This window comes from Desulfovibrio sp. ZJ369 (assembly GCF_011039085.1).
Classification (GTDB): Bacteria; Desulfobacterota; Desulfovibrionia; order Desulfovibrionales; family Desulfovibrionaceae; genus Desulfovibrio.
Window position 1 is genome coordinate 1 of record NZ_JAAKEI010000016.1, and the last position, 23,732, is coordinate 23,732.

Consider the following 23,732-nt stretch of genomic DNA (forward strand, 5'->3'; position numbering starts at 1 on the left):
GAAGGCCCGTACCCATGAAGAGCTTTATGCGGTAGTAGCGAAAGCCCTGAGCATGATCACACAGAATGATGCCCAGGGCTGGTTTGAATCGTGCGGGTATGAAAAAATTTAAAGTTAATCTGCTCTAGAGCATTTTCACTTTGAAAATGCTCTGCTGACGCGAAAGCGGCAGCCGCCGCAACGCGGCGTACATTCAGGCGAAAACCGCGTTTTTCGCCTGAATGCCACCTTTGACTTTCATAAAAAGTCAAAGGTAATCTGCTCTAATCTCAATGCCGGGGTGGCGCGCCTTGGTTGCGCCGTCATGTAAAAATGCCGCTTGCGCGGCATTTTCTTTGTCTGATGCAATCCCCGGCATACGGCCGGAATCTGGCAAAACAGCCTGTAAAAATCCGTTACGGCTGTGGACTGGGCCCGCGTGGCCCTCTACAACGGCTCGTCTACATTTTTGTCCATGTCCACAAATTGTCCGAAGCCGTCAGTGGCAAAGGCTGACATGAGGAGTTTGGTCAATTCCGGATCGTAGCGCTGGGCGTCGGCAGCCAGATTTTTTGCGGCCTCCAGCGGCTCTCGCGTCTGGCCGTACGATTTTTCGCAGATCATGGCTGAAAAGGAATCGGCAATGGCCGTGATCCGCCCTACGCGGCTGATCTGGCTGCCTTTGAGCTTTTGCGGGTAGCCTGAGCCGTCCATGCGCTCATGATGCTCAAAGCTGGCGCGCAACAGCTCTTCAAAGGCAATATCCGTTTTTTGCATCAGCTTTACGCCGACCATGGGATGCAAAAGCACCTTTTCCCACTCTTCGGGCTTGAGAGGCCCCTGCTTGTTGAGCACAAAGGCCGGAACCTTGCTCATGCCCACGTCATGCAGCAAAAGGGCGAGCGCCATGCGGTCCAGATCCTTGCGGCGGAAGTCGGAGACAATCTGAAGCCAGAGCCAGAGCCCCACGGACATGGTGTTGAGGGCATGCCGGGCCGGTTGGTGCTTGCGAAAAAGCCGGCGCACAAAGGCATTGATACGGTGTTTGTCTTCCCAGATGTACTCTGTGACCACCATGACGTCGCGGTAAAGCGGCTCAAACACCGACTTGACCGGTTGCGCGTTGAAATCCGTATAGCGCAGGGCCAGTGCGCGGATGCAGATGTCCGCGATTTCCGATTCCTTGAGATTGTTGTCCTGAAGCACCAGATCAAGCTGTTTGACGATGTGCCGGGAATACACGGAATGATCGGAGCGCGACACGAAAAGATTGCCCTCCGCGCAAAGCCGGGCCACCTCCTCCACCTGCTCGTTGCTCAGTCGCACGCCCTTTTTGGAGTAGGGCGCAAGCACCTTGATATCCTCGCGGAAGCAGAAGAGATCCACCGGCGGCCGGTATTTGGGAAAACTCGCCAGAATTTCACTGTTGATTTGATAGTATTCCTCATTGATGTTGTGAGGAATCTCGCGAGCTGTCCGGGCTTCAACGGCCATAACTTATTTCCAGTAGATTTTGACGAGGTTGGTGCCGCGCGGCGTGGCCGAGGATCCTTTGAGCTGGCCCGCGGTGATCACGGCGCAGTCGTTGGCCTTGAAGTCAGGACTCGCATGGATGAAGTTCTCGGCCCTGTTCAGGTGGCTCGGCTCGGCTTTGGGGTTGTCCACAAAAACAGGCTCCACGCCCCAGACGAAATTGAGAGCCTTGATCGTCACGGGATCCGGCGTCAGGGCATAAATGCGTTGCGGCGGCCTGCGCGCGGAAACCTGGCGGGCCGAACCGCCGGAAAGGCTGTGCGAGACAATGGCCTGGGCCTGGGCCTTGTCGGCCAGCAGGCAGGCTGAATACGCCAGAAATTCCGGGATGCCCTTGTCGCCGTCCGGCTCTTCCAGCTTGCGGTTGACCAGCAGCAGCTTTTCGGCTTCATCCGTGATTCGCCGCATATAGCGGACGGTTTCCACAGGAAAGTTGCCCATGGCAGTCTCTTCGGAAAGCATCACGCAATCGGCCCCGTCCAGCACGGCATTGGCCACGTCCGTGGTTTCCGCGCGGGTGGGCGCGGGGCTGTTGACCATTGAAAGCAGCATCTGCGTGGCCACGATGACCGGTTTGGAGGCTTTGTTGCAGGCGCTGATGATCCGTTTCTGCAGAGCCGGGAGCTGGGGCAGGGGGCATTCCACGCCGAGATCGCCGCGGGCCACCATGACGACATCCGTCTCTTGCAGAATTTCAGCCAGATTGTCCACGGCGCTCTGACGCTCAAGTTTGACCACCACCGGCACACGACGCCCGGCGGCGGCAATCAGCGCCTTGGCTTCCCGCACGTCGTCAGCCGTCTGCACATAGGAGATGGCCACAGCGTCCACTCCCAATTGCAGGCCGTCGGCCAGGTCTTTCTTGTCCTTGTCGGTCAGGGCGCGCACTTTGGTGGCTTTGCCGGGCAGCGCCAGGCCCTTGCGTGAAGTAACCAGCCCGGCGTTGTCGGCCTCCAGGAGCACAAGACCGTCGGAGCGGCGCTCCCGGACTATGAACTGCAGGCCGCCATCGGCCAGCACCATGCGATCTCCGGGTTCCAGGCTTTCCAGAATGACGTCATGGTCAAAGGGCAGGTAGGGCAGTTCTTCCACGCGCCGGGCGCTGGGACCGAGCAGCAGGCGCATGCCCTTGCTGACCTGGATGGTGTTTTCCGGCACCACGCCCAGGCGGATTTTAGGGCCGGAAAGATCCTGCATGATCGTGATGGGACGCCCGATCTCTTGCTCAACTTCGCGTATATATTTGATGATATTTACAAAATCTGAAGCTCCGCCATGAGAAAAATTGAGCCGGAAGACACTGACGCCGGCCTCAGCCAGAGCCAAAAGTTTTTCCTTGCTGTTGGAAGCCGGGCCGATGGTGGCGACAATCTTTGTTTTCATGGCGATTCCTTCTTGTTGGCGACCCGTTGGGCGTGCGCGGAAAAAATTTCGCTCAAAAGGCCGGGTAGGATAAATCATCTTGGTTTTCAGCGGCATTGTCAAGGCATCCGGCCAAAATACCCAGGGCAGACGCATCGTATGCGGCAGCCCTGGCGGCGATGCGACAGCATCGCCCGAAGCCGCATGCCGCGGGGGCAAAGTACGGCTTAACGATGCTCTTTCTCCGTCATGCGCGGCAGGCAAACAGGCACAGCCGCCGTGGCCGCGGTTCTTCCTGTCATTCATTTTAATTCATTGATATTTTTGAATATTTTTAGATGCCGCTGCCAGGGATCGGGAGGCGGTCGGCTTGACACCCTGTTGGGCTTGGGGCATAAGTGGGAAAAAGTGGTAAGAATCAGTAAAAAAGTGGTAAATCGTGCAAAAGCTCTTCACCAAAAGCCTTTCCCGCAGCCTTGATGCCAAGGGGCGGTTGATGTTGCCTCCGGAATACCGCGAGGCCCTCTGCGCAGGGGGAGGGGATGGTGAAGGCGCGGGCGCTTTCTGGCTGACCTGTTTTTACGGCCGCCTGACGGCCTATCTGCCCGCGGAATGGGAAGCCGTCACCGAGCAGCTGGGTCGCATCCGTATTCCGTCGCCCAGGCTTTCGCACTTCAAAACCAAAATCATGGGGCTGGCGCAGGAGTTGATTCCCGATCCGCAGGGCCGGGTGCGCATTCCGCAATCTCTGATGCGCGAGGCCGGCTTGCAGAAGGACGTCATGCTGGTGGGCATGCTCAACAAGTTTGAAATATGGGATCAAAAACGCTTCGATGAACTGCAGCTTGAGGATGTCTCCGAAGAGCTTGCGGCCAGCGGCGTGGACATTTCGCTGTGAGGTCCGGATGCTTTTATGATCGGATACGCAATGACAATCGGAAATTGCTCAAAAGGTCGAGCCCCATGGCGGAAGTGATGTCCGGGAACGGGCAGAGCGCGGCACAGCGTCATGTGCCCGTGCTCCTCGCCGAAACGCTGCGCGCTCTGGCTCCGAAACCCGGCGGGCGTTATCTTGACGGCACGCTGGGCCTGGGCGGGCATGCCGCGGCGCTGCTTGCCGCCGCGCCGGGCTCCGAGATCTGCGGTCTGGATCGCGACGAGCAAGCCCTGGCGCTGGCCCGCGAGCGACTGAGCCCGTACGGTGGCCGTGCGCATTTTTTCCACTGCCGCTACAGCCGTTTTAGCGAAGCTCTGGCCGAACTCGGTTGGGACAAGGTTGACGGCGCGCTTTTGGATATCGGCGTTTCATCTCTGCAAATCGACGAAAAGGAGCGCGGCTTCAGTTTTTACGGCGACGGCCCGCTGGATATGCGCATGGATCGGCATTCCGGGGAATTGTCGGCCTGGCATTGGGTCAACCGCGAGAGTTTCGCCCGGCTCAAGGAGTGCATAGCCACGTTGGGCGAGGAGCCGCAGGCCGGGCGTATCGCCCGCGCTCTTGTGGAGGCCCGGCAGAAGGCTCCCATCGACAGCACGGCGGAACTGGCCGCGCTGGTGGAAAAAGCCTATCCGGCCGCCTGGCGGGCCAAGGCCAGACGTCATCCGGCCACGCGCACGTTTCAGGCGCTGCGCATGGCGGTCAATGACGAGTTGGGGGAGCTGGATCGTTTTCTGTCGCAGATTCTGGCCCGGCTGCCCATCGGCGGGCGTCTGGTCGTGATTTCCTTTCATTCGCTGGAGGATCGCATGGTCAAGCTGGCCATGCGTCATTGGGCCGAAGGCTGCCGCTGCCCCCGGCATGTGCCGGTCTGCATCTGTGGGCATCAGCCGGAAGTGCGCATTTTGTACAAAAAACCGGTGCAGGCCGGGGCTGATGAACTGGCCGTGAATCCGCGCGCGAGCAGCGCCAAGCTGCGGGCCGCGGAAAAAACAGCCGAGGCCGTCTCATGAAAAAGGATACATTCACCTTTTCGATGATTTTTTAAAAAATTCGTTTTGAATTTCATATGGTTGCACTATCATTTTCATTGAAAGCGGGAATGTCTCTTAAAAAGAGCGTCCCGCCTCAAGCGCGGGGCGGCAAGGGCTGGCTGCTTGTTCTGGCTTTGGGGCTGATGGCCTGCATGGTCATGGGCCTCGTGCTTGTCTGGAGCAATATTGAACGCATGGATACCACCTATTTCATCAATATTGCGCAGAACGAATTGCGCGAACGCCGGGATCTGCGCGCAAAGCTGCAAGTGGAGCGCGAGCGGCTGCTCTCTCCGTATGAGCTGCGCCGCAGGGCAGAGGAATTCGGCATGCGCGAGCCCAGGCCCGGTCAGGTGCGGCGCATGGAAATACAGTAGGGCGTTGAGCTCATTTCATGCGCAAAACGCTCTCCTTGCAGAAACAAGCTCCTGAAGCTGACGCCGGATCTTGAAAACGGCCCCTTGCCCGCTCCAGGAGCCGGGTTCTCGCGCAAAAAAAGACGGCTGCCCCGGCTTTGGGCAGGAGCACGTCCGCCCGCCGTGCAGGAAGCTGAAACAGTCTGAAAAAAAGCCGTCGCAGACGGCTCGAATACAAAGCGATCCCGTTATCGGGGGAAAGATGTTCAAGTTCAGCAAACGCAACCGCAACCGCCCGAATCCGGCCGTAAAGCGCGACACGTCCCCGCGCGGCAGCCGCATTCTGCGCGCCAGAAACGGCAGGAACTCCCGGCCCGGCCTTGCCGCAAGGTTTGCCGGGGTCGACTGGGCGCGCTTCCGGATCAATGTGGTTGTCGGCATTTTCTGTCTGCTTTGGGCCGGTCTCTGGGGGCGGGCCTGGTATCTGCAGATGATCGAGGGGCCGCGTCTGGCGGATCGCGCGCACCGTCAGCACATGGCCTCTGAACTGGTTACAGGCCGCCGCGGCATGATCTATGATCGCAACGGGCAGGTGCTGGCCCGCAGCGTGGAGGCCCGCTCTGTGTATGTCAAGCCTCAGGAAGTCGAGGACTTTTTGGTGATGGCCAATACCCTGGGGCCGATCCTGGGCATGGAGCCGCAAAAGCTGTATGACGACCTTTCAAAAACGAGCCGCCGTTTTGTCTGGCTCAAGCGCAAGGTGGACGATTACACGGCTCAGGCCGTGCGCAAGGCCAATCTGGCGGGCATCGGCCTGAGCAAGGAATATGACCGCGTCTATCCGTTCAAGCACATGGCCGGGCAGCTTTTGGGCTTTGTGGGTCTGGACGACAAGGGCCTTGAAGGCATAGAGCGCGCCCTGGAAGCGCGTCTGGGGTGCATTCCCACCCGTCAGATCGTGCAGCGCGACGCCATGGGGCGTCGTTTTTACCTGCATGAGGAGGGTCAGTCGGAGCCGCGCGGCCAGGATCTGACCCTGACCATCGACGTGCAGATGCAATTCATTGCCGAGGAAGCAGTGGCCCGCGCCGCGCGGGAGCATGACGCGCGCTGGAGCGGCGCTCTGGTCGTGGACGTGCCCACAGGCGAGATCCTGGCCTGGGCGCAGTATCCTTTTTTCAATCCCAATACATATCGGGAATCAAGCCCCCTGATCTACCGCAACCGGCTGGCCGCCGACGCGCTTGAGCCGGGTTCCACCTTCAAGCCCTTTGTCATGGCTGCTGCCCTGCAAGAGCGCAAAATCACGACCACGACGCCCATCAACTGCGAACGCGGCAAATGGGAAACCAAAAACTTCATCATCCGCGATACGTCCAATCAGGGGGTACTGCCCGCAAACAAGGTGCTGCGGTACTCCTCCAATATCGGCATGGCCAAGATCGGTCTCGCGCTGGGCGCGCCCACGTTTTACAAATATCTGCATGCCCTTGGCTTTGGCGAGCGCACCAGCGTGCCTGTTGCGGAAAGCCGCGGCATTTTGCGCATGCCGCGCGACTGGAGCGAAGTGGACATCATGTCCACTTCCTTTGGGCAGAGTATTTCCGTCACGGGCCTGCAAATGGCCCAAGGCTACCTGACGTTGCTGAACAAGGGCGTCTACAAGCCGTTACGGCTGATCAGGGAAGAGGGCAACGTGGAAGAGCCGCGCCAACGGGTCTTTACCGAACAGACGGCGCGCCAGGTCATGAAGATGATGCGTGATGTGGTTGAGGAAAAAGACGGCACGGGCAAGCGCGCGCGCATTGAGGGCGTGGAAGTGGCAGGCAAGACAGGCACTGCCCAGAAAGCGGATCACAGGGCCGGCACATACGGCAACAAGCGCCTGGCGTCGTTCGTGGGCTTTTTGCCCGCAGACAGGCCTCGCTATCTGGTTCTGGTCATGGTGGACGAGCCCTCGCGCAATCAGTTCGGCGGCGTGGTGGCCGCGCCGGTCTTTCGTGAAATCGCGGGTCGCGCCTTGATCTATAGCGGCATTTTGGCGGAAAGGCACGTTGACGAAAGCGGCAAGGGCGCGCTCGCCTCCGGCGCGCGGCGGCGCGGCCTCAAGGTTTCCGCGTTGGAGACGCCGTATCTGGCCCAGGTGGCGCACGCGCCCCGGCGCGATTCGGGTATGCAGTTGCCCGGCCATCTGGCCAAAGCCTCCGACAAGGTGCCGGACGTGCAGGGCAAATCCGTGCGTAATGCTGTAGAGCTGTTCGCGCGCGCGGGCGTTGTGCCGGAACTCAAGGGTTCGGGCAGCAGGGTGGTGCGCCAGAGCCCGCCGCCCGGCGCGGCCTGGCCCGCGCAAGGGCAAGGCGCGGCCTGTATTTTATGGCTCTCGGAGAGATAGAGCGTTTTAAAAGCAATATGATCTACTATGCCTGAACCTGACCTCGGCCTGAAGCGGCGCGCGCGTGGCAATCAGGCAGTGCCGCTGAAGCGGCTCTGTCGGGGTTCGGGACAACTTGCGGCAAGATTTGTGAGGTAACTATGCAGCGGGAATTTGCGGCTCTTCTGGAAACCTGCCGCTGTGGCGGCCCCAACGGAGACAGCGCCGCAGAAGTGCGCGACGACTCGCGCGAGGTCAGGCCAGGGGATATTTTTGTGGCTGTTCCCGGCGTTGCCGAGGACGGTTCGCGCTTTATTCCCGCGGCTGTGGAAGCCGGGGCAGGCGTCATTGTCTGCCGTCCGGGCACAGCGGAAAGCGCGGCGGCTCAGGCCCGCGGCTGCCGCGTCGTGCAGCATGAGAACCCGCGCGAGGCGCTCTGGCGGCTGGCCCAGGCCCGCTGGCGCACAGACGAGCTGCATCTCAGGGTCCTGGGCGTTACAGGCACCAACGGCAAGACGACCAGCACCTATCTTTTGGAGCGCCTGTTCCGCGAGGCAGGGCACAAGGTCGGCGTTATAGGAACCGTGAGCTACCGCTGGCCCGGCCACGAGGAAAGCGCGCCCCTGACCACGCCCGGCCCCTTGCGGGTGCATTCCATGCTGGCCCAAATGGCTGAAGCCGGGGTGGACGTGGTCGTCATGGAGGTTTCCTCGCACGCCATCGACCAGCAGCGCGTCTGCGGGGTGCCTTTCGCGGGCGCGGCCTTCAGCAATCTGACGCAGGATCATCTTGATTTTCATAAGGATATGGAAAGCTATTTCAAGACCAAGGCCAGGCTCTTCCTGGAGCTGCCGCGGCACGACAAGCTCATGGCCGTGAATGCCGACGATCCCTGGGGCCGCCGCCTGTTGGAGCTTTGTCCGCGCGCTCTTTCTTTTGGTCTGCAAAAAGGCGCGCCCAACCGTCGGCATCTCTGGGGCGAGCTCCTTTCCGCGGGCACGGACGGCTGCCATTTACGCATGAGCCTTGGCCCGCAGAGCTGGGAATTGCGTTCGCCTCTGGTCGGAGCGTTCAATGCCTCCAACCTGCTGGCCGTGCAGGCCCTGGCCCTGGAGATGGGGCTGGAGCCGGCGCAGTTCAAGGCGCTGGAGAGCTTTACCGGCGTCTGCGGCCGCCTGGAGCGGGTGGAGAATCCCCGTGGCCTCAATGTTTTTGTGGACTACGCGCATACGCCGGATGCGCTGGTCAATGTGCTCAAGGCCTTGCGCGGAGCCGGTTTTGCGCGGATCGTCACTGTCTTCGGCTGCGGCGGCAACCGCGATCGCGGCAAGCGCCCGCTGATGGGCGAAGCCGTGGCGCGCTATGCGGATGTGGCCGTGCTCACCTCGGACAATCCCCGCTTTGAGGAGCCTGAAGCCATTTTGCAGGATGTGCTGCCGGGCCTGAAAGAAGCGCGCCACGTCCTGGTGGAGGTTGACCGCCGGACGGCCACCGCCAGGGCCCTGGAGATGCTGGGCAGAAACGATGCCTTGCTGATTGCGGGCAAGGGCCACGAGAACTATCAGCTCATCCGGGGTGTCAAACACCACTACAGCGATCAGGAAGTGGTGCGGGAGTTGTTGCAGTGCGCCTGAGTCATAATGAAATAGCGGCCCATTTGGGGCATGCGGCGCTGCCTGATGATTTTTGGGTGACTTCCGTGGTTACGGACAGCAGGGAAGTCACGCCGGGCGCGCTCTTTGTCTGCCTGCCGGGCGAGCGCGCGGACGGGCATGACTTCGCGGGCATGGCGCGGGAACGGGGCGCGGTTGCGCTCCTGGCCTCGCGGCCGCTGCCGGGCGCGGGCCTGCCCGTGCTGCTTGTGCCGGACACGGTGAAGGCCTTGGGGCAAATCGCAGCTCTCTGGCGTGGCAGGACCACGGCCAGGGTGGTGGCCGTCACCGGCACGGCGGGCAAGACCACGCTCAAGGAAACGCTGGCCCAGGTGCTTTCAACGCGCGGCAGGACAGCGCGCAACGCCATGAACCGTAATAATCAGATCGGCATGCCCTGTTCCGTGCTGGCCGCTGAAGGAAATGAGGCTTTTTGGGTCATGGAGGCCGGGATCAGCCAAGAAGGCGACATGGATGAGCTGGCCCCGGTGCTGCGCCCCGACCTGGCCGTGATTCTCAATGTGGGGGCCGGGCATACCGCGGGCCTGGGCAAAAAGGGCGTGGCCTGGCACAAGGCCCGCCTGTTGGCGCATCTCGCGCCGCGCGGCCTTGGCCTGGTCAGCGCGGATTATCCCGATCTGGTGCGTGAGGCCAGGGCCTCAGGCGCGCCATTGCGTTTTTTCAGTGCCGCGGGCAAGGCCGTGGAATACCGCGCCGCCTATGTGGGGCCGGCGCCAGAGAGCCAGGGCGCGGCGCGCGGAATCTATCGTCTCTGGCTGAACGGCGAGACATGCGAAGTTCTTGCGCCGTTCCGGGGCGAATACGGCACGGAAAACAGCATTGCGGCCGCCGCCGCGGCGCATCTTCTGGGCCTTTCGTCCGGGGAGATTGCGGAGGGCTTCGCCCGCGCCGTTTTGCCGCCGCAACGCTTCAGTCAAAGCCGTCTCGGAGCCTGGGAGCTTATTGACGACACCTACAACGCCAATCCCCTGTCCATGCGCCGGATGCTGGAGGCCGCCGCCGAGCAGGCCCGCGGCCGGATATTTGTGACGGTACTGGGTGAAATGGGGGAATTGGGCGAAGCCGCGGACGCCCTGCATGAGCAATTGGGGCGGCATCTGGCAAAGCTCAAGCCGGCTGCCGTGATCTGGAAAGGCGGCCATGCCAGAGAAGTGCGCGCCGGGCTTGCGCGCGGCGGCTACGGCGGTCCTTACTGGCCCGTGGATGGGGTGGAAACATTCATTGCCGCCTGGAAAGCATTTCTGCGCAGCACCAGGCCGGAGCAAAATCGTGGCGGCGTGCTGCTCTTCAAAGGTTCACGCTGCAACCGTCTGGAGGAATTGCTGGCGGCTTTGCGCGACTGCCACGCCACCGCGGCGGCACAAGAAGCGCGGAGCCAAAGCCAAGGGGAGAGCGGGCATGTTTTATAACATTCTGGCTCCCCTTGCTTCAGAGTGGACGCTTTTCAACGTCTTCCGCTATATTTCCTTTCGATCTCTGGCCGCGCTGATCACGGCTCTGGTCATTTCCATTTTGATCGGGCCGCGCTTCATCGCCTGGCTGCGCCGTCTGAAATGCGGCCAGTATATCCATGAGGATGTTGTCGCGCACGCGGCCAAGGCGGGCACGCCGACCATGGGCGGGCTGCTCATGCTGGCGAGCCTCGGCATCAGCCTTCTGCTCTGGGCGGATCTGACCAATCCCTATATCTGGCAGACCATGTGCGTTTTTGTCGGCTTCGGGGCAGTGGGGCTCTGGGATGATCTTGCCAAGCTGCGCCACCACCAGAACCGGGGCATTTCCGGCAAGGCGAAGCTGGCCGGGCAAATTCTGGTGGCTTTCATTGCCGTGTGGTTTTTGGCTTTGAACCCGGATTACAGCAGCAGGCTGACAATCCCCTTTTTTAAGGAATGGAGCCCGGATCTGGGGTGGCTGTATATTCCTTTCGGCATATTCGTGATGGTGGCCGCCTCCAACGCCGTCAACCTGACCGACGGCCTCGACGGCCTGGCCATCGGGCCGTCCATTGTGGCCTGCGCGGTTTTTTCCATTTTCATTTATATCACCGGCAATGCGCGCTTTGCCGGCTATCTGCTGGTGCCTTACATTTCCGGCGTGGGCGAGGTGACGGTTTTCTGCGCGGCCCTGGTGGGCGCGGGCCTGGGATTTTTATGGTTCAACGCGTATCCGGCGCAGGTTTTCATGGGCGACGTGGGTTCGCTCTCCATCGGGGGCACGCTGGGCTATCTGGCCCTGCTCTGCAAGCAGGAGCTGGTGCTGGCCGTTGTGGGCGGGCTTTTCGTGGCCGAGACGCTGTCCGTGATCCTTCAGGTGGGCTACTTTCGCTGGACCGGCGGCAAACGCATTTTTCGCATGGCTCCGCTGCACCATCATTTCGAGTTGAAGGGCGTGCCGGAATCCAAAATTATCATCCGTTTCTGGATTACTTCCATTTTATTGGGGCTTGTGGCTCTTTCCGTGTTGAAGTTGCGCTGAGGAGATGACGCATGGCCTTGGAAAAAACTCGCGGCAGACGCATAGCTGCCGGTGAACTGGCAATCGTTGTCGGCGCGGGCCGTTCGGGCCTGGCCGCGGCGCGGCTCTTGCGCCGGGAAGGCGCGCGCGTGCGCCTGCTGGACCGCCGCAGCGACGCGCTGTCAGGGGAACAGGCCGCCGCCTTGCAAAAACTCGGCGTGGAGGTGCAGCTGGGCGAGCACCGGCCGGAACAGTTCGAGCACGCGGCCTTTGTGGTGCCCAGCCCTGGCATGCCCGTGGCCACGTTGAGCGGCCTGGTGCGGCCGACCGGCGAGAACGGGCCGGAAGTGCTGGCGGAAATGGAACTGGCCTGGCGTTGTCTGGATAATGAGCCGGTGCTGGCCGTTACCGGCACCAGCGGCAAAACCACCACGGTCTCTCTGGCGGCCGCCATGCTTCAGGCCCAGGGCTATACGGTCTTCCTGGGCGGCAATATCGGCACGCCCCTCTCGGAATATGTGCTTTCCGGCCGCAAGGCGGACGTGCTGGTGCTGGAAATTTCCAGCTTTCAGTTGCAGGCCTGTTCCACGTTCTGCCCGCGCGTGGGCGTGCTTTTGAACATCACGCCCAATCATCTGGACTACCACAAGGATATGGCCGAATACATTGAGGCCAAATTCCGCCTCTTCCGCTGCCAGGACGAGGGCGATCTGGCCGTGCTGGGCGCGGATCTTCAGGAATTGGCGGCCGGTTTTCATCTCAGGGCCCGGCAGGTCCGGGTGCGCGGGGGCGGGCGCTTTCCGCAAAGCCGCCTGTTGGGCGCGCACAATGCCTTCAATGAAGAGGCAGCCTGGCAGGCCTGTCGCTTTTTCGGCGTGAGCGAGGCCAACGCGTCCCGCGCCGTGGCCCGTTTCACCCCCCTGCCGCACCGCCTGGAGGCGGTCCGGCAACATAAGGGCGTGCTTTTTGTCAATGATTCAAAATGCACGACGGTTTCCGCGCTCAAAGTGGCTTTGGAAGCATTTGACCGGCCTGTGCGGCTGCTTTGCGGCGGCAAGTTCAAAGGCGGCGATCTGGCTGCCCTTGGGGAGCTGGTCAAGGCCAAAGTCGCGGAAGTGGCGCTCTTCGGCGCGAGCCGGGAAAAATTCGAGCAGGCCTGGCAGGGCGTCGTGCCCCTGAGCTGGCATCCGACGCTGGAAGCGGCGGTGCGGCATCTGGCGGCCGGAGCGCGGAAAGGGGACGTGGTTCTGCTGGCTCCGGCCACGTCGAGTTTCGATCTCTACGCTAATTACATGGCCCGGGGCGAGGACTACAAACGCATCGTGGGTGAACTTTCATGAAAAACACCTTTACCGAAAAACCAAAAACGGCCAAAAGCCGCAGCTCCTTTTCCAGAGCCGTGAGCAACGCCGCCAGGGCCGAGCCTGCCGCGCCTTTTGACTGGTGGCTCTTCACCATCATGCTCACCATTCTGGCCATCGGCCTGGTTATGGTGCTTTCGGCCAGCGGCATTGTGGCCGAGCAGGTCAATGGCGACAAATACTATTTCTTCAAACGGCAACTGGCGTTCGCCGCGCTGGGTGGCATCGCGCTCTGGGCCGCGGCCTTGCTGCCGCGCCACTGGCTGTACAGGTTGCAGTACCCGGCGCTTTTTTTTGCGCTGCTTTTGCTGCTGATCACGCTCTCGCCCTTTGCCCCGGCCATCAACGGCGCCAAGCGCTGGATTCCCGTGGGGCCCATTTCGGTGCAGCCCATGGAGTTCGTGAAAATCGCCCTGGCGCTGTATCTGGCGTACTTCATGAGCGCCAAGCAGGATTTGATCAAAACCTTCAGCCGGGGCGTGATACCGCCCTTTGCCGTGACCGGCCTGTTCTGCTTTCTGCTCCTGTTGCAGCCGGATTTCGGCAGCGCCGTGGTGCTGGCCGGGATTCTTTTTTTCATGTGCGTGGCCGGGGGCACCCGCTTTGTGTATCTTTTCTTTTCCCTGGCCCTGGCCTGCGCGGGCGCCATGGCCCTGGCCATTGCCTCGCCGTACCGCCTGCGCCGCCTCCTGGCCTTTCTGGATCCCTTTCAGGACGCGCATAATACTGGCTACCAACTGGTGCAATCCCTGCTGGCCATCGGCTCAGGCAGTTTTTTCGGGGTAGGCGTGGGCGCCAGCAAACAGAAGATGTTTTATCTGCCGGAAGCGCACAATGACTTCATCATGGCCGTGCTGGCCGAAGAACTGGGCTTTGTGGGCGTGACCGTGGTCATGCTGCTCTTTGCCCTGCTGTTCTGGCGCTGTTACAGAATCATCATGGGCCAGCACAATCTGCGGGATCGTTTCACGGCGTTCGGGCTCACCACGATCCTGGTGATGGGCGCAGTGATGAATCTGGCCGTGGTCATGGGCGTGGCTCCGCCCAAGGGTGTGCCCATGCCGCTGATGAGTTACGGCGGCAGTAATCTTCTGGCTACCATGCTTTGCGTGGGATTGCTCCTGAACTTTTCACGAACGGCGGACCCGTGGACAAAATCCTCCTGACCACCGGCGGCACCGGCGGCCATATCTTTCCGGCTCTGGCCGTGGCCGAGGAGCTGTTGCGCCGCGATCCGGCCGTCAGCCTGCTTTTCGTGGGCTCGTTATACGGGCCGGAGGAGCGCCTGGCGCAACAGGCGGGCATCCCCTTCGAGGGCCTGCCCGTGCGCGGCTTTCTGGGTCGGGGCCTGCGGGCCGTTGGCGCGGGCGCGCGCATGAGCTGGGCCGTACTCAAGGCCCTGAGCATCGTGCGCCGTTTTAGGCCCCGGGCCGTGGCCGGCTTCGGCGGCTACGCGGCTTTTGCGCCCATGCTTGCCGCGCGTCTGGCGGGCGTGCCGGGCATTTTGCACGAGCAGAACGCCATAGCCGGGACAAGCAATCAGGTGCTGGCCCGGCTGGCGCAAAGGATTTGCCTTTCCCTGCCCGGCACCGGGGGCTTTGCGCCGGAAAAATGCGTGCTCACCGGCAATCCGGTGCGCCGGTCCGTGAGCGCGGCCGGGCGTCTGCCCCGGCAGTGGGAGACGCGGCATCTGTTGATTCTGGGCGGTTCGCAGGGCGCGCATGCCCTGAATGTCTTTGTGCCGGAAATTTTACCGGCCCTGAAAGCCGCGGGAGTGGAAATCCGCCATCAGAGCGGCTCCAGGGACGAGGAAAGCGTGCGCGCGGCCTATCTGGCGGCGGGCTATGACGGGGCATGCGTGTCAGCCTTCATTGACGACATGGCGGGAGCCTATGCCTGGGCCGATCTGGCGCTGTGCCGTTCCGGGGCCAGCACCGTGGCCGAGCTGTGCGCAGCCGGTCTCCCCGCGCTGCTGGTGCCTTTTCCGCAAGCCGTTCACGACCATCAGACCGCCAACGCGCGCATTCTGGAAAAGGCCGGAGCGGCTCTGCTGGTACGGGAAGCGGAGATGCGCGAGCGGGGGCTCGGCCGCCTGCTGCTGGACCTCGCGGCCGATTCCGGGCGTCGCGCCCGCATGTCCGCCGCCGCATTGGCCGCCGCGCGGCCTGACGCGGCAGAACGGGTAGTCGCCGTATTGGAAGAAGCAGCCGCGCAACACGCCTGAATCTGCCGCCGCGTTGGCGCCCGGCATGACAGATGGCGGCCTTATGGGCGCGGAATGTCTGGATTTTTTCTGGAGAATTTCAAATATGTCAGGCCACGCGCCGGGAGTACGCTCAGGATAGAGCGGTTTGCTGTTGAAAACGGCAACCGCTCTGGCGGCCGCGGGAGCGGACGCCCGCGCCGAATGAGCCTGAAAACCACGCTTTTCAGGCGAAATGATGGCAGCGCCGCTTTTGAAATTGAATAATTTCAAAAGCACAATGCTCTAAAAAGGCAGGAAGCGCGCCGCAGGCGCAGCGAGGCAGGCTGAGGGCCATGCGCGAATCGGCGCACAGGCGGGGCTTTCTCCACATCAGTTGCAAAAAGGGTGGCACATGAACAGCAAAATACGGCGTATTCACATGATTGGCATCGGCGGCGCGGGCATGAGCGGCATTGCCGAAGTGCTGCTCAATCTGGGCTATGAAATTTCGGGTTCGGACGTGAGCGATTCCGCTGTCGTGCGCCGTTTGCGCGAGTTGGGCGCGCGCGTGGCCGTGGGGCACGCGGCCGAAAACGTGGGCGACGTGCAGGTGCTGGTCAGATCGACGGCCATCAGCGACGACAACCCGGAGCTGGTGGAGGGCCGCGCCCGGAATATCGCGATCATCCCGCGCGCTGAAATGCTCGCCGAGCTCATGCGTTTGCGTCAGGGGATAGCCATTGCCGGAACCCACGGCAAAACCACGACCACCTCGCTGACCGCTTCCATTTTCGACACCGCCGGGCTGGATCCCACAGTGATCATCGGCGGCCGCCTCAATGCTTACGGCACCAACGCGCATTTAGGCCACGGCGACTACCTGATAGCCGAAGCCGACGAATCGGACGGCTCTTTTCTCTGTCTTTTGCCGATTATCAACGTGGTCACCAATGTGGACGAGGATCATCTGGATTACTACAAAAGTCGTGAAGGCATTGATGCGGCCTTTGTGCAGTTCATGAACAATGTTCCTTTCTACGGCATCAATGTGGTCTGCGGCGATGATCCCGGCGTGCGCGCGCTGCTGCCGCGGGTCAAGCGCCCGGTGCTGACCTACGGCTTTGCCGAGGGCAATCAGCTGCGCGCCGTGCCGTTGGAAAGCGGGCTGAAGAGTCGCTTCGAGGTCTGGCGCGAGGGCGAAAAACTGGGCGAAGTATGTCTGCCCCAGCCCGGCCGGCACAATATCCTCAACGCTCTGGCTTCCATCGGCGCGGCTCTGGAGGCGGATATCAGCTTCAGCCGTTGTGCCGCGGGCCTGAATTCCTTCGGCGGCGTGGGGCGGCGCTTTGAGTTCAAGGGCGAAAAAGACGGCGTGACCGTGGTGGACGATTACGGGCATCACCCTGCGGAAATCGCGGCCACGCTGGCCACGGCGCGTCAGGTTTTCCCCGGCCGGCGCATTGTGGCGGCTTTTCAGCCGCACCGCTTCAGCCGCACGCAGGCCCATTTCGGCGAATTCTGCAAGGTGTTCGACAGCGTGGACATGCTGCTTTTGACTGAAATCTACGCGGCTTCCGAAAAACCCGTTCCCGGCGTTTCCGGCCAAAGTCTGGCCCAGGGCATACAGCAGGTTTCCAGCACGCCGGTGAGCTATTTTCAGACTCTGGACGCGCTGGCTCAAGCCTTGCCGGGCGTCTTGCGCCGCGGCGACGTGCTGCTGACCCTGGGCGCGGGCACGATCACTCGCCTGGGCCCGGCATGGCTGGAAGGGAACGGGCATGCGTGAGATCATGGGCCCCAGCCTTGCGCAGCGGACCACATTGCGCCTGGGCGGCACAGCCATAGCCGAGCTGATTCTTGAGAGCGCCGCGGATTGCGCGCTCCTGCCCGAACGTCTCCGCGCTCTGGGCGGCAGGCCGCTGATTCTCGGCGCGGGCAGCAATATTCTGGCGCTCGACGGCCAGCTGCCCCTGGTGCTTGTGCGTCCGCGTTTCCTGCACGGGCCGGAGATTGTGGGGGAAGAAGAAGGCAGAGTTCTGGTGCGCGCGGGCGCGGGCCTGCCCTTGCCGCGATTGCTGCGTTTTTGCGCCGCGCATGGCCTTTCCGGTCTGGAAGGTCTTGTGGGCATCCCCGGCAGCGTGGGGGGGGCCGTGGCCATGAACGCAGGTTCCTTTGGAACGGAAACTTGTAAGAATATCAAACAGATAGATATATTCAGCCGAGGAAGAGTCCGCCCGGTCAAAGCAAGTGAACTGCACTACGGCTATCGCAGCCTCTATATAACGGAAGAAAAGATGGGATTTCTGGTTGTGGAAGCCACATTTAGCTTGACCAGATCCGCAAGGGATGGCATCAGTAAACGCATGCGTCACAACTTTTTCGAGAAAAAGTCTAAACAACCTGTGACGGCCTGGAGCGCGGGTTGCGTGTTTAAAAATCCCGCGCCGGACATGCCCGCCGGAAAACTGCTTGAGCTCGCCGGCTGCAAGGGAAAGAAGCTGGGCGGCATGGCTTTTTCAAGTCTGCACGCCAATTTTTTGATTAATGACGGCACAGGCAGCGCCACAGCGGCCCTGGCTTTGCTGCAGGAGGCCCGGGAGGCCGTGCGGCAACGGTTTGGATTCGCGCTTGAGCCGGAAGTCAGGATAACGCCGTGCCCCTTGCCCTGAAAATGAGCGGCCGCAAAGCCCGCAACGCATATACCAGAGAGCCTGCATCAGGCAAAAAGGGCCGGGCAGGCCAGAAATTCCGTCTGCCGCGGTTTTTTTCCTGGTTCTCGGAAAAGCTCAGAGGCCTTGGCGGATTGAAAAGCCTTGCGGTGCTTTCCGCGCTTTTGTCGTCGGCCGCGCTGGTGCTGGCCGCGGTCTGCGCGACATCGCTCTGGCTGTATGACAAGGCTGTCACCAGCGACTTTTTCACCACCAGGCATGTGGACGTTACAGGCAATGTGCGTCTCTCCAGAGACATGGTGCTGCAATACGGCGGCATCAGGGAAGGGGACAACAGTCTGGCCGTGAGCATCGCCCAGGTGGAACAAAGCCTGAGGCAGACCCCCTGGGTGCAGGAAGTCTCGGTCAAGCGCCTGTTGCCGGACAGGTTTGTGATCAAGGTGAAGGAGCGCATGCCTTCCTTCTGGGTGCACAAGGACGGGGTGTTGTATTACGCCAATGAGCGCGGCGAGATCATTGCCCCGGTGGAGAGCAGGAATTTTCTCTCGCTGCCGACCCTGACCATTGAGCCCGGCGCCGAGAAGGCGGTTCCCTTCCTCGCCCGGCTGCTGAAAGACCTGCAGGGCGGCGCGCTGCCTGTAGAGGCCGGAGCCGTGGCTTCAGTGACCGTGAGCCCGGGCAGGGGCATTGAAATGTATCTGGAAGACCGTGAAATGCGCCTTTCCGTCGCCACGGACGACTGGAGCGGCAATCTGGCCCGGATGAGCGTGACCCTCGGAGATCTTGCCCGTCGCCATGAGTTGAAAAACGTGCGCGAGGCGCGCGCCGTGAACGGCAACGTCTGGGTCATACTCAACGGGTCCGCGCACAGCTGAAGGCGCAAGACAGGCGTTCGTGAGGAGAATGTATGAATAAGTCCGAGCTCATCGTGGGCCTCGACATCGGCACCACAAAGATCTGCGCCGTGGTCGGAGAACTTTCGGAGTCGGGCCTGGTGGATGTGGTGGGCATCGGCACAAGCGTTTCCACGGGCTTGCGCAAAGGCGTGGTCGTCAACATCGAACAGACCGTGCAGTCCATCCGCAAGGCTGTGGAAGATGCCGAGCTCATGGCCGGATGCGAGATCCACTCGGTCTATGTCGGCATTGCGGGCAGCCACATTATGGGCATCAACAGCCACGGGGTCATTGCCGTCAAGGGCGGCGAAGTGGCCCAGCGGGATGTGGAACGCGCCCTGGACGCGGCGCGGGCCGTGGCCATTCCCGCGGATCGCGAAGTGATTCACATTCTCCCGCAGGAATATATCGTGGACAACCAGCGCGGCATTGCCGACCCGCTGGGCATGGCGGGCGTGCGCCTGGAAGTCAAGGTGCATATCGTGACCGGCGCGGTTTCCTCCGCGCAGAACATTGTGCGTTCCTGCCACCGCAGCCAGTTGGAAGTCTCGGATATCGCGCTGGAATCCCTTGCTTCGGCCAAGGCCGTGCTGACCGAGGAGGAGCGGGAGATCGGCGTGGCCCTTGTGGATCTGGGCGGCGGCACCACAGACATCGCGGTTTTTGCCAATGACGCCATCAAGCATACGGCCGTGCTGGCTCTGGGCGGCCAGAACCTCTCCAACGACATCGCCTTTGGCCTGCGCACGCCCATTGCCTCTGCCGAAAAGATCAAGATCAAATACGGTTGCGCCCTGGCGGACATGGTCCGTCACGATGAATTTATCGAAGTGCCCAGTGTGGGCGGCCGCGAACCTCGCCGCCTTTCCCGTCAGGTGCTGGCGGAAATCTGCGAGCCGCGCATGGAGGAAATTCTCTATCTTGTGGATCAAACCCTGGTGCGTTCCGGCTATAAGGATTTGATCGGCGCGGGCGTGGTGCTCACCGGTGGAACGGCATTGATGGAAGGCTGCCAGGAACTGGGCGAGCAGATTTTCAACCTGCCCACGCGCATCGGCTATCCGCGCAATGTGGGCGGACTCAAGGATGTGGTCAACAGCCCCAAGTTTTCGACAGCTGTGGGGCTTTTGCGCTACGGCGCCGAAAAGGAAATGTCCGGGCAGAAAAAGTTTACCACGCGCAGCGAATCCGGCGTTTTTGACGGCGTGCTCTCACGCATGAAAAAATGGTTCGCGGATATATCATAACCTCCAGCGGGCATGTGGGGACAGCAAAACAGGAGAGGCTACCATGGCACAGTCAATAGTTGACGATATCGACACTTCTTTAGCCGGAAGCGCAAAAATAAAAGTCATCGGTGTGGGCGGCGGCGGCGGCAATGCCGTAAAAAATATGATTGATTCCGGCTTGCGCGGCGTGCAGTTCGTCTGCGCCAACACGGATTTGCAGGCGCTGACCAAGAACAACGCGCCTTTCAAGGTGCAGCTGGGCGAAAAGCTGACCAAGGGGCTGGGCGCGGGCGCCAACCCCGCCATCGGCCGGGAAGCCGCCGTGGAGAGCGTCAACGCCATCCGCGAGGCCATCGGCGACGCGGACATGGTCTTTGTGACCGCCGGCATGGGCGGCGGCACCGGCACCGGCGCGGCTCCGGTGGTGGCCCAGGCCGCCAAGGAAATGGGCGCGCTCACCGTGGGCGTGGTGACCAAGCCTTTCAGCTTTGAAGGCGTCAAGCGCAAGCGCGTCGCCGAAGAAGGTCTGGAGGAGTTCAAACAGCATGTGGACTGCCTGATCACCATCCCCAATGACCGGCTGCTGGCCTTTGCGCCCAAAAAAGCCCCGTTTTCCGAAATGCTGCAAAAGGCCAATGACGTGCTCTTTTACGCCGTCAAAGGCATTTCCGATGTTATTGTGGGCGAGGGCCTGATCAATCTTGATTTTGCCGATGTGCGCACCACCATGTCGGAAGCGGGCCTCGCGCTGATGGGCACGGGCATGGCCTCCGGCGAAAACCGCGCGCGCGAAGCGGCCCAGCGCGCCATCATGAGCCCGCTGCTGGAAGACGTTTCGCTGGAGAGCGCCAAGGCGGTACTCTATAACATCACCGCGCCCATGGACATCACCGCCGAGGAAATCGCCGAGATCGGCGATATTATTGCCGACGCAACTCCCGAGGACGCCAATATCATCTTCGGCGTGGTTTTTGACGACAATGTGGGCGACGAAATCCGCCTTACCGTCATTGCCACCGGCATTGAATCCCCGCAGGCCGTGCAGCCCGTGCAGGCGCCGGCAGCCACGGTGACCAATTTCCGCCAGCCGGGCCCGGATGCCGTCATGGCCGAGCCGCGTCGCCGCCAGGCCGGGCGCGCGGCGCAGCAGGGCAATCTGGTGCAGGCTGCTCCGGACGCGCCGGAAGAAATGGAAACGCGCCTGCCCCGCGCCACACGCCGCTCCGAGGTGGAGCGCTGGTATGACGAGAAGAGCAATCGCCCCCCGTATCTGCTCAAGCGCGAAGCCATGGGGCAAAGCCGCCGTCGGCCCCATAGCCCGGGGCAGGAAGATTTTACCTATGATGAGGATGATTTTGAAATTCCGACCTTCATACGGACGCAGGCTGACTAGCGCCTGTCTCTGTTGTCGTCATCCGCAAGGCGGCACAGCCGCCAACGGCTGACGCGCGCGGGCAGGGCTTCGCCCTGCCGGAGCGTTGAGCTGCTTTCATGTGCAAAACGCTCTCAACGCGGACTGCTGTGACGGAAAAAACGTGGCTGTAAAGTCACGGCACAAGCGCGGTTGCGCTACTATGTCTTTTCACCGGTCGGGAGCGCATACCCCTGCGACGACAGGAGTCAGCAGGCTGTATGTTCCCTTCCGTATCAGATTTTCAGGGCTTGCCTCTTCGGCCCTGAAATGCCCGCCGGGAGGCCCATTGGGGGCCTCCCAGTGCGGGGCGTTAAGGTTTTGGCGAGCCCGCAAGGCCTTTGGCTGTGCGGATTTTTTCTTTTTGCGGAGCGAGCGTTTCACGGCGCAAGTAAATTTCGCCTGCGCCCTGTTGACGTGACCCGCGCTTGCGTTGCGGTCGTCAAAACCTTTTCACCGTCTCACCACGCTCTGAACGAATTGCCATGACCTTCTTTGCCCCTCGCGACGCGGAAACCAGCCTGCACTGCCCGGCCTGCGGGACGCGTCTGCATATTGCCCGTTCCTGTCGCGAAGTTCACATGTATTGCCCGGCCTGCCGGGCGCACTATCCGCTCCGCGAGTATATCCACCGCGCCGACGAAGCTATGGAGCGATTTCTCGAAAACGTCTACTGTGACAGAATAGAGTAGAAGTCATTCAGAAATGATTTCCAGGGTCAGCTCTCATGAGAGCGTTCAGCTCATTTCATGAGCAAAATGCTCTAAAAAAGTTCCGGCGATCATCCGCAGCGTTCCGGCAATACGGCGCGCCCGGCGGCCACGCCGCTGGCCCAGGCCCAATGCAGATTATAGCCGCCCAGTTGCCCGGTCACATCCAGCAATTCCCCGATAACATGAAGATGAGCGCAACGCAGGCTGGCCATGCCGTGCGGGTTGATTTCCCGCGTGTCCACGCCCCCTGCGCAGACTTCCGCCTTTTTAGAGCAGATTACCTTTGACTTTTTATGAAAGTCAAAGGTGGCATTCAGGCGAAAAACGCGGTTTTCGCCTGAATGTACGCCGCGTTGCGGCGGCTGCCGCTTTCGCGTCAGCAGAGCATTTTCAAAGAGAAAATGCTCTAAATCCGGCTGTGCCGGTCGGCAGAACCGTGCGCGCCTGCACATGGATTTGAATTTCCCGGCGCGCGGCGCGGGAAAGTTCCGCGATCTTGCGCCGGGCCGAGTGCGCGGGCAGCACTGCGTCCGCGAGACGCTGGGGCAGCAGGCGGCTCAGCAGGGCGCGGGGCGTCTGACGCCCGGCACCGGGCGCATCCAGCAGGGTGGACAGGTTTTGGCCGGGTAAAAAATCAAGCTGAACAGGCTCATTCCTCTGCAGGAAGAGTGAAGCTTTGAGCGCGGCAGGGCCGCTCAGGCCTTCATGGGTAAAAAGCAGATCATCGCGCCAGAAGCGGCCCCCACCGGCACGCGCGGGCAGGCTGATTTGCGCCGGCAGGCTGATGCCCGCCAGATTCCGCAAAGGCTCGCTGGGCGGCAGAAGCAGCGGGGCCAGTGCCGGCCGCGGCGGGATGATCGTATGCCCCAGGCTTTGAGCCAGCCTGTACCCCTGGCCGCTGCCGCCGATCTGCGGCCAGGCCGGACTGCCCAGGGCCAGCACCAGGGCCTTGCTGTGCCAGAGGGCATTCCCGGCCTGCACGCGGAAGCCCTGGTCAGAACGCCAAACGGCATGGATGGGAGCCTTGCAGACAATACGGCAGCCGCGTTGGCGGCAGTCGCGGCTGAGGGTCTCCACCAGCCTTTGCGCGGGCACGCGCAGAAAAAGTTGCCCGTGCTCCCTTTCCTCAAACGGCAGGCCCCAGGCGCGGATCAGCGTGAGCATGTCCGCGGGAGTGAATCCGGCCAGCGCCGGACCGCAGAAATCCGGTTGCCCGCAGCAATAGTCCCGGGGCGTGGCCTCCCGATTGCTGAAGTTGCTCCTGCCGCCGCCGCTGACAGCCAGTTTGCGGCCGGGCGCGGCAGCGCGATCCAGCAGGATCACGCGCAAACCGCGGGCTGCGGCTTCCCGCGCGCAGATCAGCCCTGAAGCTCCTGCGCCCAGTATCAAGACATCCGCCGTGCCGGCGACCTGCAAACCGGCCTGCGGGCCGCGCGTCACTGCGGCATTTGACAGATTTTCCGGCGCGGAGCTAAAAACTGAGGGTGCGTGCATGCCGCCAGCCTACACAAGCTCCGGGTCCGTGCCAAGGCTCTCACCGACAGCGGCGTGGATTTGGGGAAAAGCGAC

At 61.7% G+C, this 23,732-nt stretch carries 19 protein-coding genes and 1 pseudogene; 16 read left to right on the forward strand and 4 right to left on the reverse strand.

The genetic code is table 11. The features are described 5' to 3' along the window. Positions 1–426: 426 nt before the first annotated feature. The gene (locus G7Y51_RS07135) at positions 427–1,473 is read right to left on the reverse strand and encodes an HD domain-containing phosphohydrolase (RefSeq protein WP_165175978.1); all 1,047 of its coding nucleotides are present in this window, start codon (positions 1,471–1,473) and stop codon (positions 427–429) included. Between the two features lie 3 nt (positions 1,474–1,476). Then, positions 1,477–2,895 (reverse strand): pyruvate kinase, encoded by a 1,419-nt coding sequence (gene pyk / locus G7Y51_RS07140; protein ID WP_165175980.1) that lies wholly within the window; start codon positions 2,893–2,895, stop codon positions 1,477–1,479. Positions 2,896–3,313: 418 nt separating this feature from the next. On the opposite strand from pyk, the gene G7Y51_RS07145 reads away from it, so the two are divergent. The 16 genes from G7Y51_RS07145 to G7Y51_RS07220 all read left to right on the forward strand — a co-directional run bounded on the left by G7Y51_RS07145 (position 3,314) and on the right by G7Y51_RS07220 (position 22,142). Further along, positions 3,314–3,772 (forward strand): division/cell wall cluster transcriptional repressor MraZ, encoded by a 459-nt coding sequence (locus G7Y51_RS07145; RefSeq protein WP_165065121.1) that lies wholly within the window; start codon positions 3,314–3,316, stop codon positions 3,770–3,772. A 65-nt stretch (positions 3,773–3,837) separates the two neighbouring features. Further along, positions 3,838–4,824, forward strand: a complete 987-nt coding sequence (rsmH, locus tag G7Y51_RS07150; protein ID WP_165175983.1) for a 16S rRNA (cytosine(1402)-N(4))-methyltransferase RsmH — start codon at positions 3,838–3,840, stop codon at positions 4,822–4,824. Positions 4,825–4,913: 89 nt separating this feature from the next. Then, positions 4,914–5,222, forward strand: a complete 309-nt coding sequence (locus G7Y51_RS07155; protein WP_165175986.1) for a hypothetical protein — start codon at positions 4,914–4,916, stop codon at positions 5,220–5,222. 241 nt (positions 5,223–5,463) lie between these two features. Then, positions 5,464–7,593: a penicillin-binding transpeptidase domain-containing protein gene (locus tag G7Y51_RS07160; RefSeq protein WP_165175988.1), complete on the forward strand. Its 2,130-nt coding sequence runs from the start codon at positions 5,464–5,466 to the stop codon at positions 7,591–7,593. Positions 7,594–7,733: 140 nt separating this feature from the next. Next, positions 7,734–9,206, forward strand: a complete 1,473-nt coding sequence (locus tag G7Y51_RS07165; RefSeq protein WP_165175990.1) for a UDP-N-acetylmuramoyl-L-alanyl-D-glutamate--2,6-diaminopimelate ligase — start codon at positions 7,734–7,736, stop codon at positions 9,204–9,206. Continuing rightward, positions 9,197–10,654: a UDP-N-acetylmuramoyl-tripeptide--D-alanyl-D-alanine ligase gene (gene murF, locus G7Y51_RS07170; protein WP_165175992.1), complete on the forward strand. Its 1,458-nt coding sequence runs from the start codon at positions 9,197–9,199 to the stop codon at positions 10,652–10,654. The genes G7Y51_RS07165 and murF overlap by 10 nt, the downstream gene beginning before the upstream one ends. Beyond that, positions 10,644–11,720, forward strand: coding sequence for a phospho-N-acetylmuramoyl-pentapeptide-transferase (mraY, locus tag G7Y51_RS07175; protein WP_165175994.1), 1,077 nt, complete (start codon positions 10,644–10,646; stop codon positions 11,718–11,720). Before murF ends, mraY begins: the two co-directional genes overlap by 11 nt. Before the next feature lie 11 nt (positions 11,721–11,731). Then, positions 11,732–13,039: a UDP-N-acetylmuramoyl-L-alanine--D-glutamate ligase gene (murD, locus tag G7Y51_RS07180; RefSeq protein WP_165175996.1), complete on the forward strand. Its 1,308-nt coding sequence runs from the start codon at positions 11,732–11,734 to the stop codon at positions 13,037–13,039. Further along, positions 13,036–14,226 carry a putative lipid II flippase FtsW gene (ftsW, locus tag G7Y51_RS07185; RefSeq protein WP_165175998.1) on the forward strand — a complete coding sequence of 397 codons (1,191 nt, stop codon included), beginning with the start codon at positions 13,036–13,038 and terminating at the stop codon, positions 14,224–14,226. The genes murD and ftsW overlap by 4 nt, the downstream gene beginning before the upstream one ends. Beyond that, complete coding sequence (murG, locus tag G7Y51_RS07190; protein WP_165176000.1) at positions 14,208–15,284, forward strand: undecaprenyldiphospho-muramoylpentapeptide beta-N-acetylglucosaminyltransferase; 1,077 nt, start codon at positions 14,208–14,210, stop codon at positions 15,282–15,284. The genes ftsW and murG overlap by 19 nt, the downstream gene beginning before the upstream one ends. 373 nt (positions 15,285–15,657) lie before the next feature. Continuing rightward, a complete protein-coding gene (gene murC, locus G7Y51_RS07195) occupies positions 15,658–17,031 on the forward strand; it encodes a UDP-N-acetylmuramate--L-alanine ligase (protein WP_165176002.1) in 1,374 nt (457 codons plus the stop codon). Beyond that, positions 17,024–17,914 carry a UDP-N-acetylmuramate dehydrogenase gene (murB, locus tag G7Y51_RS07200; protein ID WP_165176004.1) on the forward strand — a complete coding sequence of 297 codons (891 nt, stop codon included), beginning with the start codon at positions 17,024–17,026 and terminating at the stop codon, positions 17,912–17,914. The genes murC and murB overlap by 8 nt, the downstream gene beginning before the upstream one ends. Beyond that, positions 17,899–18,789 (forward strand): FtsQ-type POTRA domain-containing protein, encoded by an 891-nt coding sequence (locus tag G7Y51_RS07205; RefSeq protein WP_165176006.1) that lies wholly within the window; start codon positions 17,899–17,901, stop codon positions 18,787–18,789. The genes murB and G7Y51_RS07205 overlap by 16 nt, the downstream gene beginning before the upstream one ends. A gap of 32 nt (positions 18,790–18,821) precedes the next feature. Next, positions 18,822–20,057 carry a cell division protein FtsA gene (gene ftsA, locus G7Y51_RS07210; protein ID WP_165065084.1) on the forward strand — a complete coding sequence of 412 codons (1,236 nt, stop codon included), beginning with the start codon at positions 18,822–18,824 and terminating at the stop codon, positions 20,055–20,057. Between the two features lie 43 nt (positions 20,058–20,100). Continuing rightward, entirely contained in the window at positions 20,101–21,432 is a 1,332-nt protein-coding gene (ftsZ, locus tag G7Y51_RS07215) for a cell division protein FtsZ (protein WP_165176008.1), read from the forward strand. A 503-nt stretch (positions 21,433–21,935) separates the two neighbouring features. Next, on the forward strand, positions 21,936–22,142 hold the full coding sequence (locus G7Y51_RS07220; protein ID WP_165176010.1) for a dual CXXC motif small (seleno)protein: 207 nt from the start codon (positions 21,936–21,938) through the stop codon (positions 22,140–22,142). A gap of 89 nt (positions 22,143–22,231) precedes the next feature. Here the strand turns inward: G7Y51_RS07220 and G7Y51_RS13740 are convergent. Then, positions 22,232–22,432, reverse strand: a pseudogene (locus G7Y51_RS13740) (NAD(P)/FAD-dependent oxidoreductase); the annotation flags it as partial. 121 nt (positions 22,433–22,553) lie between these two features. Beyond that, complete coding sequence (locus G7Y51_RS07230) at positions 22,554–23,657, reverse strand: aminoacetone oxidase family FAD-binding enzyme (protein WP_165176014.1); 1,104 nt, start codon at positions 23,655–23,657, stop codon at positions 22,554–22,556. Positions 23,658–23,732: the final 75 nt, after the last annotated feature.

Bases quoted from the DNA above. Each gene is read 5' to 3' on its own strand.
- murC (WP_165176002.1), top strand. From the start codon at position 15,658: ATGAACAGCAAAATACGGCGTATTCACATGATTGGCATCGGCGGCGCG.
- G7Y51_RS07220 (WP_165176010.1), top strand. From the start codon at position 21,936: ATGACCTTCTTTGCCCCTCGCGACGCGGAAACCAGCCTGCACTGCCCG.
- G7Y51_RS07165 (WP_165175990.1), top strand. From the start codon at position 7,734: ATGCAGCGGGAATTTGCGGCTCTTCTGGAAACCTGCCGCTGTGGCGGC.
- ftsW (WP_165175998.1), top strand. From the start codon at position 13,036: ATGAAAAACACCTTTACCGAAAAACCAAAAACGGCCAAAAGCCGCAGC.
- ftsZ (WP_165176008.1), top strand. From the start codon at position 20,101: ATGGCACAGTCAATAGTTGACGATATCGACACTTCTTTAGCCGGAAGC.
- murD (WP_165175996.1), top strand. From the start codon at position 11,732: ATGGCCTTGGAAAAAACTCGCGGCAGACGCATAGCTGCCGGTGAACTG.
- G7Y51_RS07135 (WP_165175978.1), bottom strand. From the start codon at position 1,473: ATGGCCGTTGAAGCCCGGACAGCTCGCGAGATTCCTCACAACATCAAT.
- G7Y51_RS07155 (WP_165175986.1), top strand. From the start codon at position 4,914: ATGTCTCTTAAAAAGAGCGTCCCGCCTCAAGCGCGGGGCGGCAAGGGC.
- rsmH (WP_165175983.1), top strand. From the start codon at position 3,838: ATGGCGGAAGTGATGTCCGGGAACGGGCAGAGCGCGGCACAGCGTCAT.
- G7Y51_RS07230 (WP_165176014.1), bottom strand. From the start codon at position 23,657: ATGCACGCACCCTCAGTTTTTAGCTCCGCGCCGGAAAATCTGTCAAAT.
- G7Y51_RS07160 (WP_165175988.1), top strand. From the start codon at position 5,464: ATGTTCAAGTTCAGCAAACGCAACCGCAACCGCCCGAATCCGGCCGTA.
- ftsA (WP_165065084.1), top strand. From the start codon at position 18,822: ATGAATAAGTCCGAGCTCATCGTGGGCCTCGACATCGGCACCACAAAG.
- mraY (WP_165175994.1), top strand. From the start codon at position 10,644: ATGTTTTATAACATTCTGGCTCCCCTTGCTTCAGAGTGGACGCTTTTC.
- pyk (WP_165175980.1), bottom strand. From the start codon at position 2,895: ATGAAAACAAAGATTGTCGCCACCATCGGCCCGGCTTCCAACAGCAAG.
- murB (WP_165176004.1), top strand. From the start codon at position 17,024: ATGCGTGAGATCATGGGCCCCAGCCTTGCGCAGCGGACCACATTGCGC.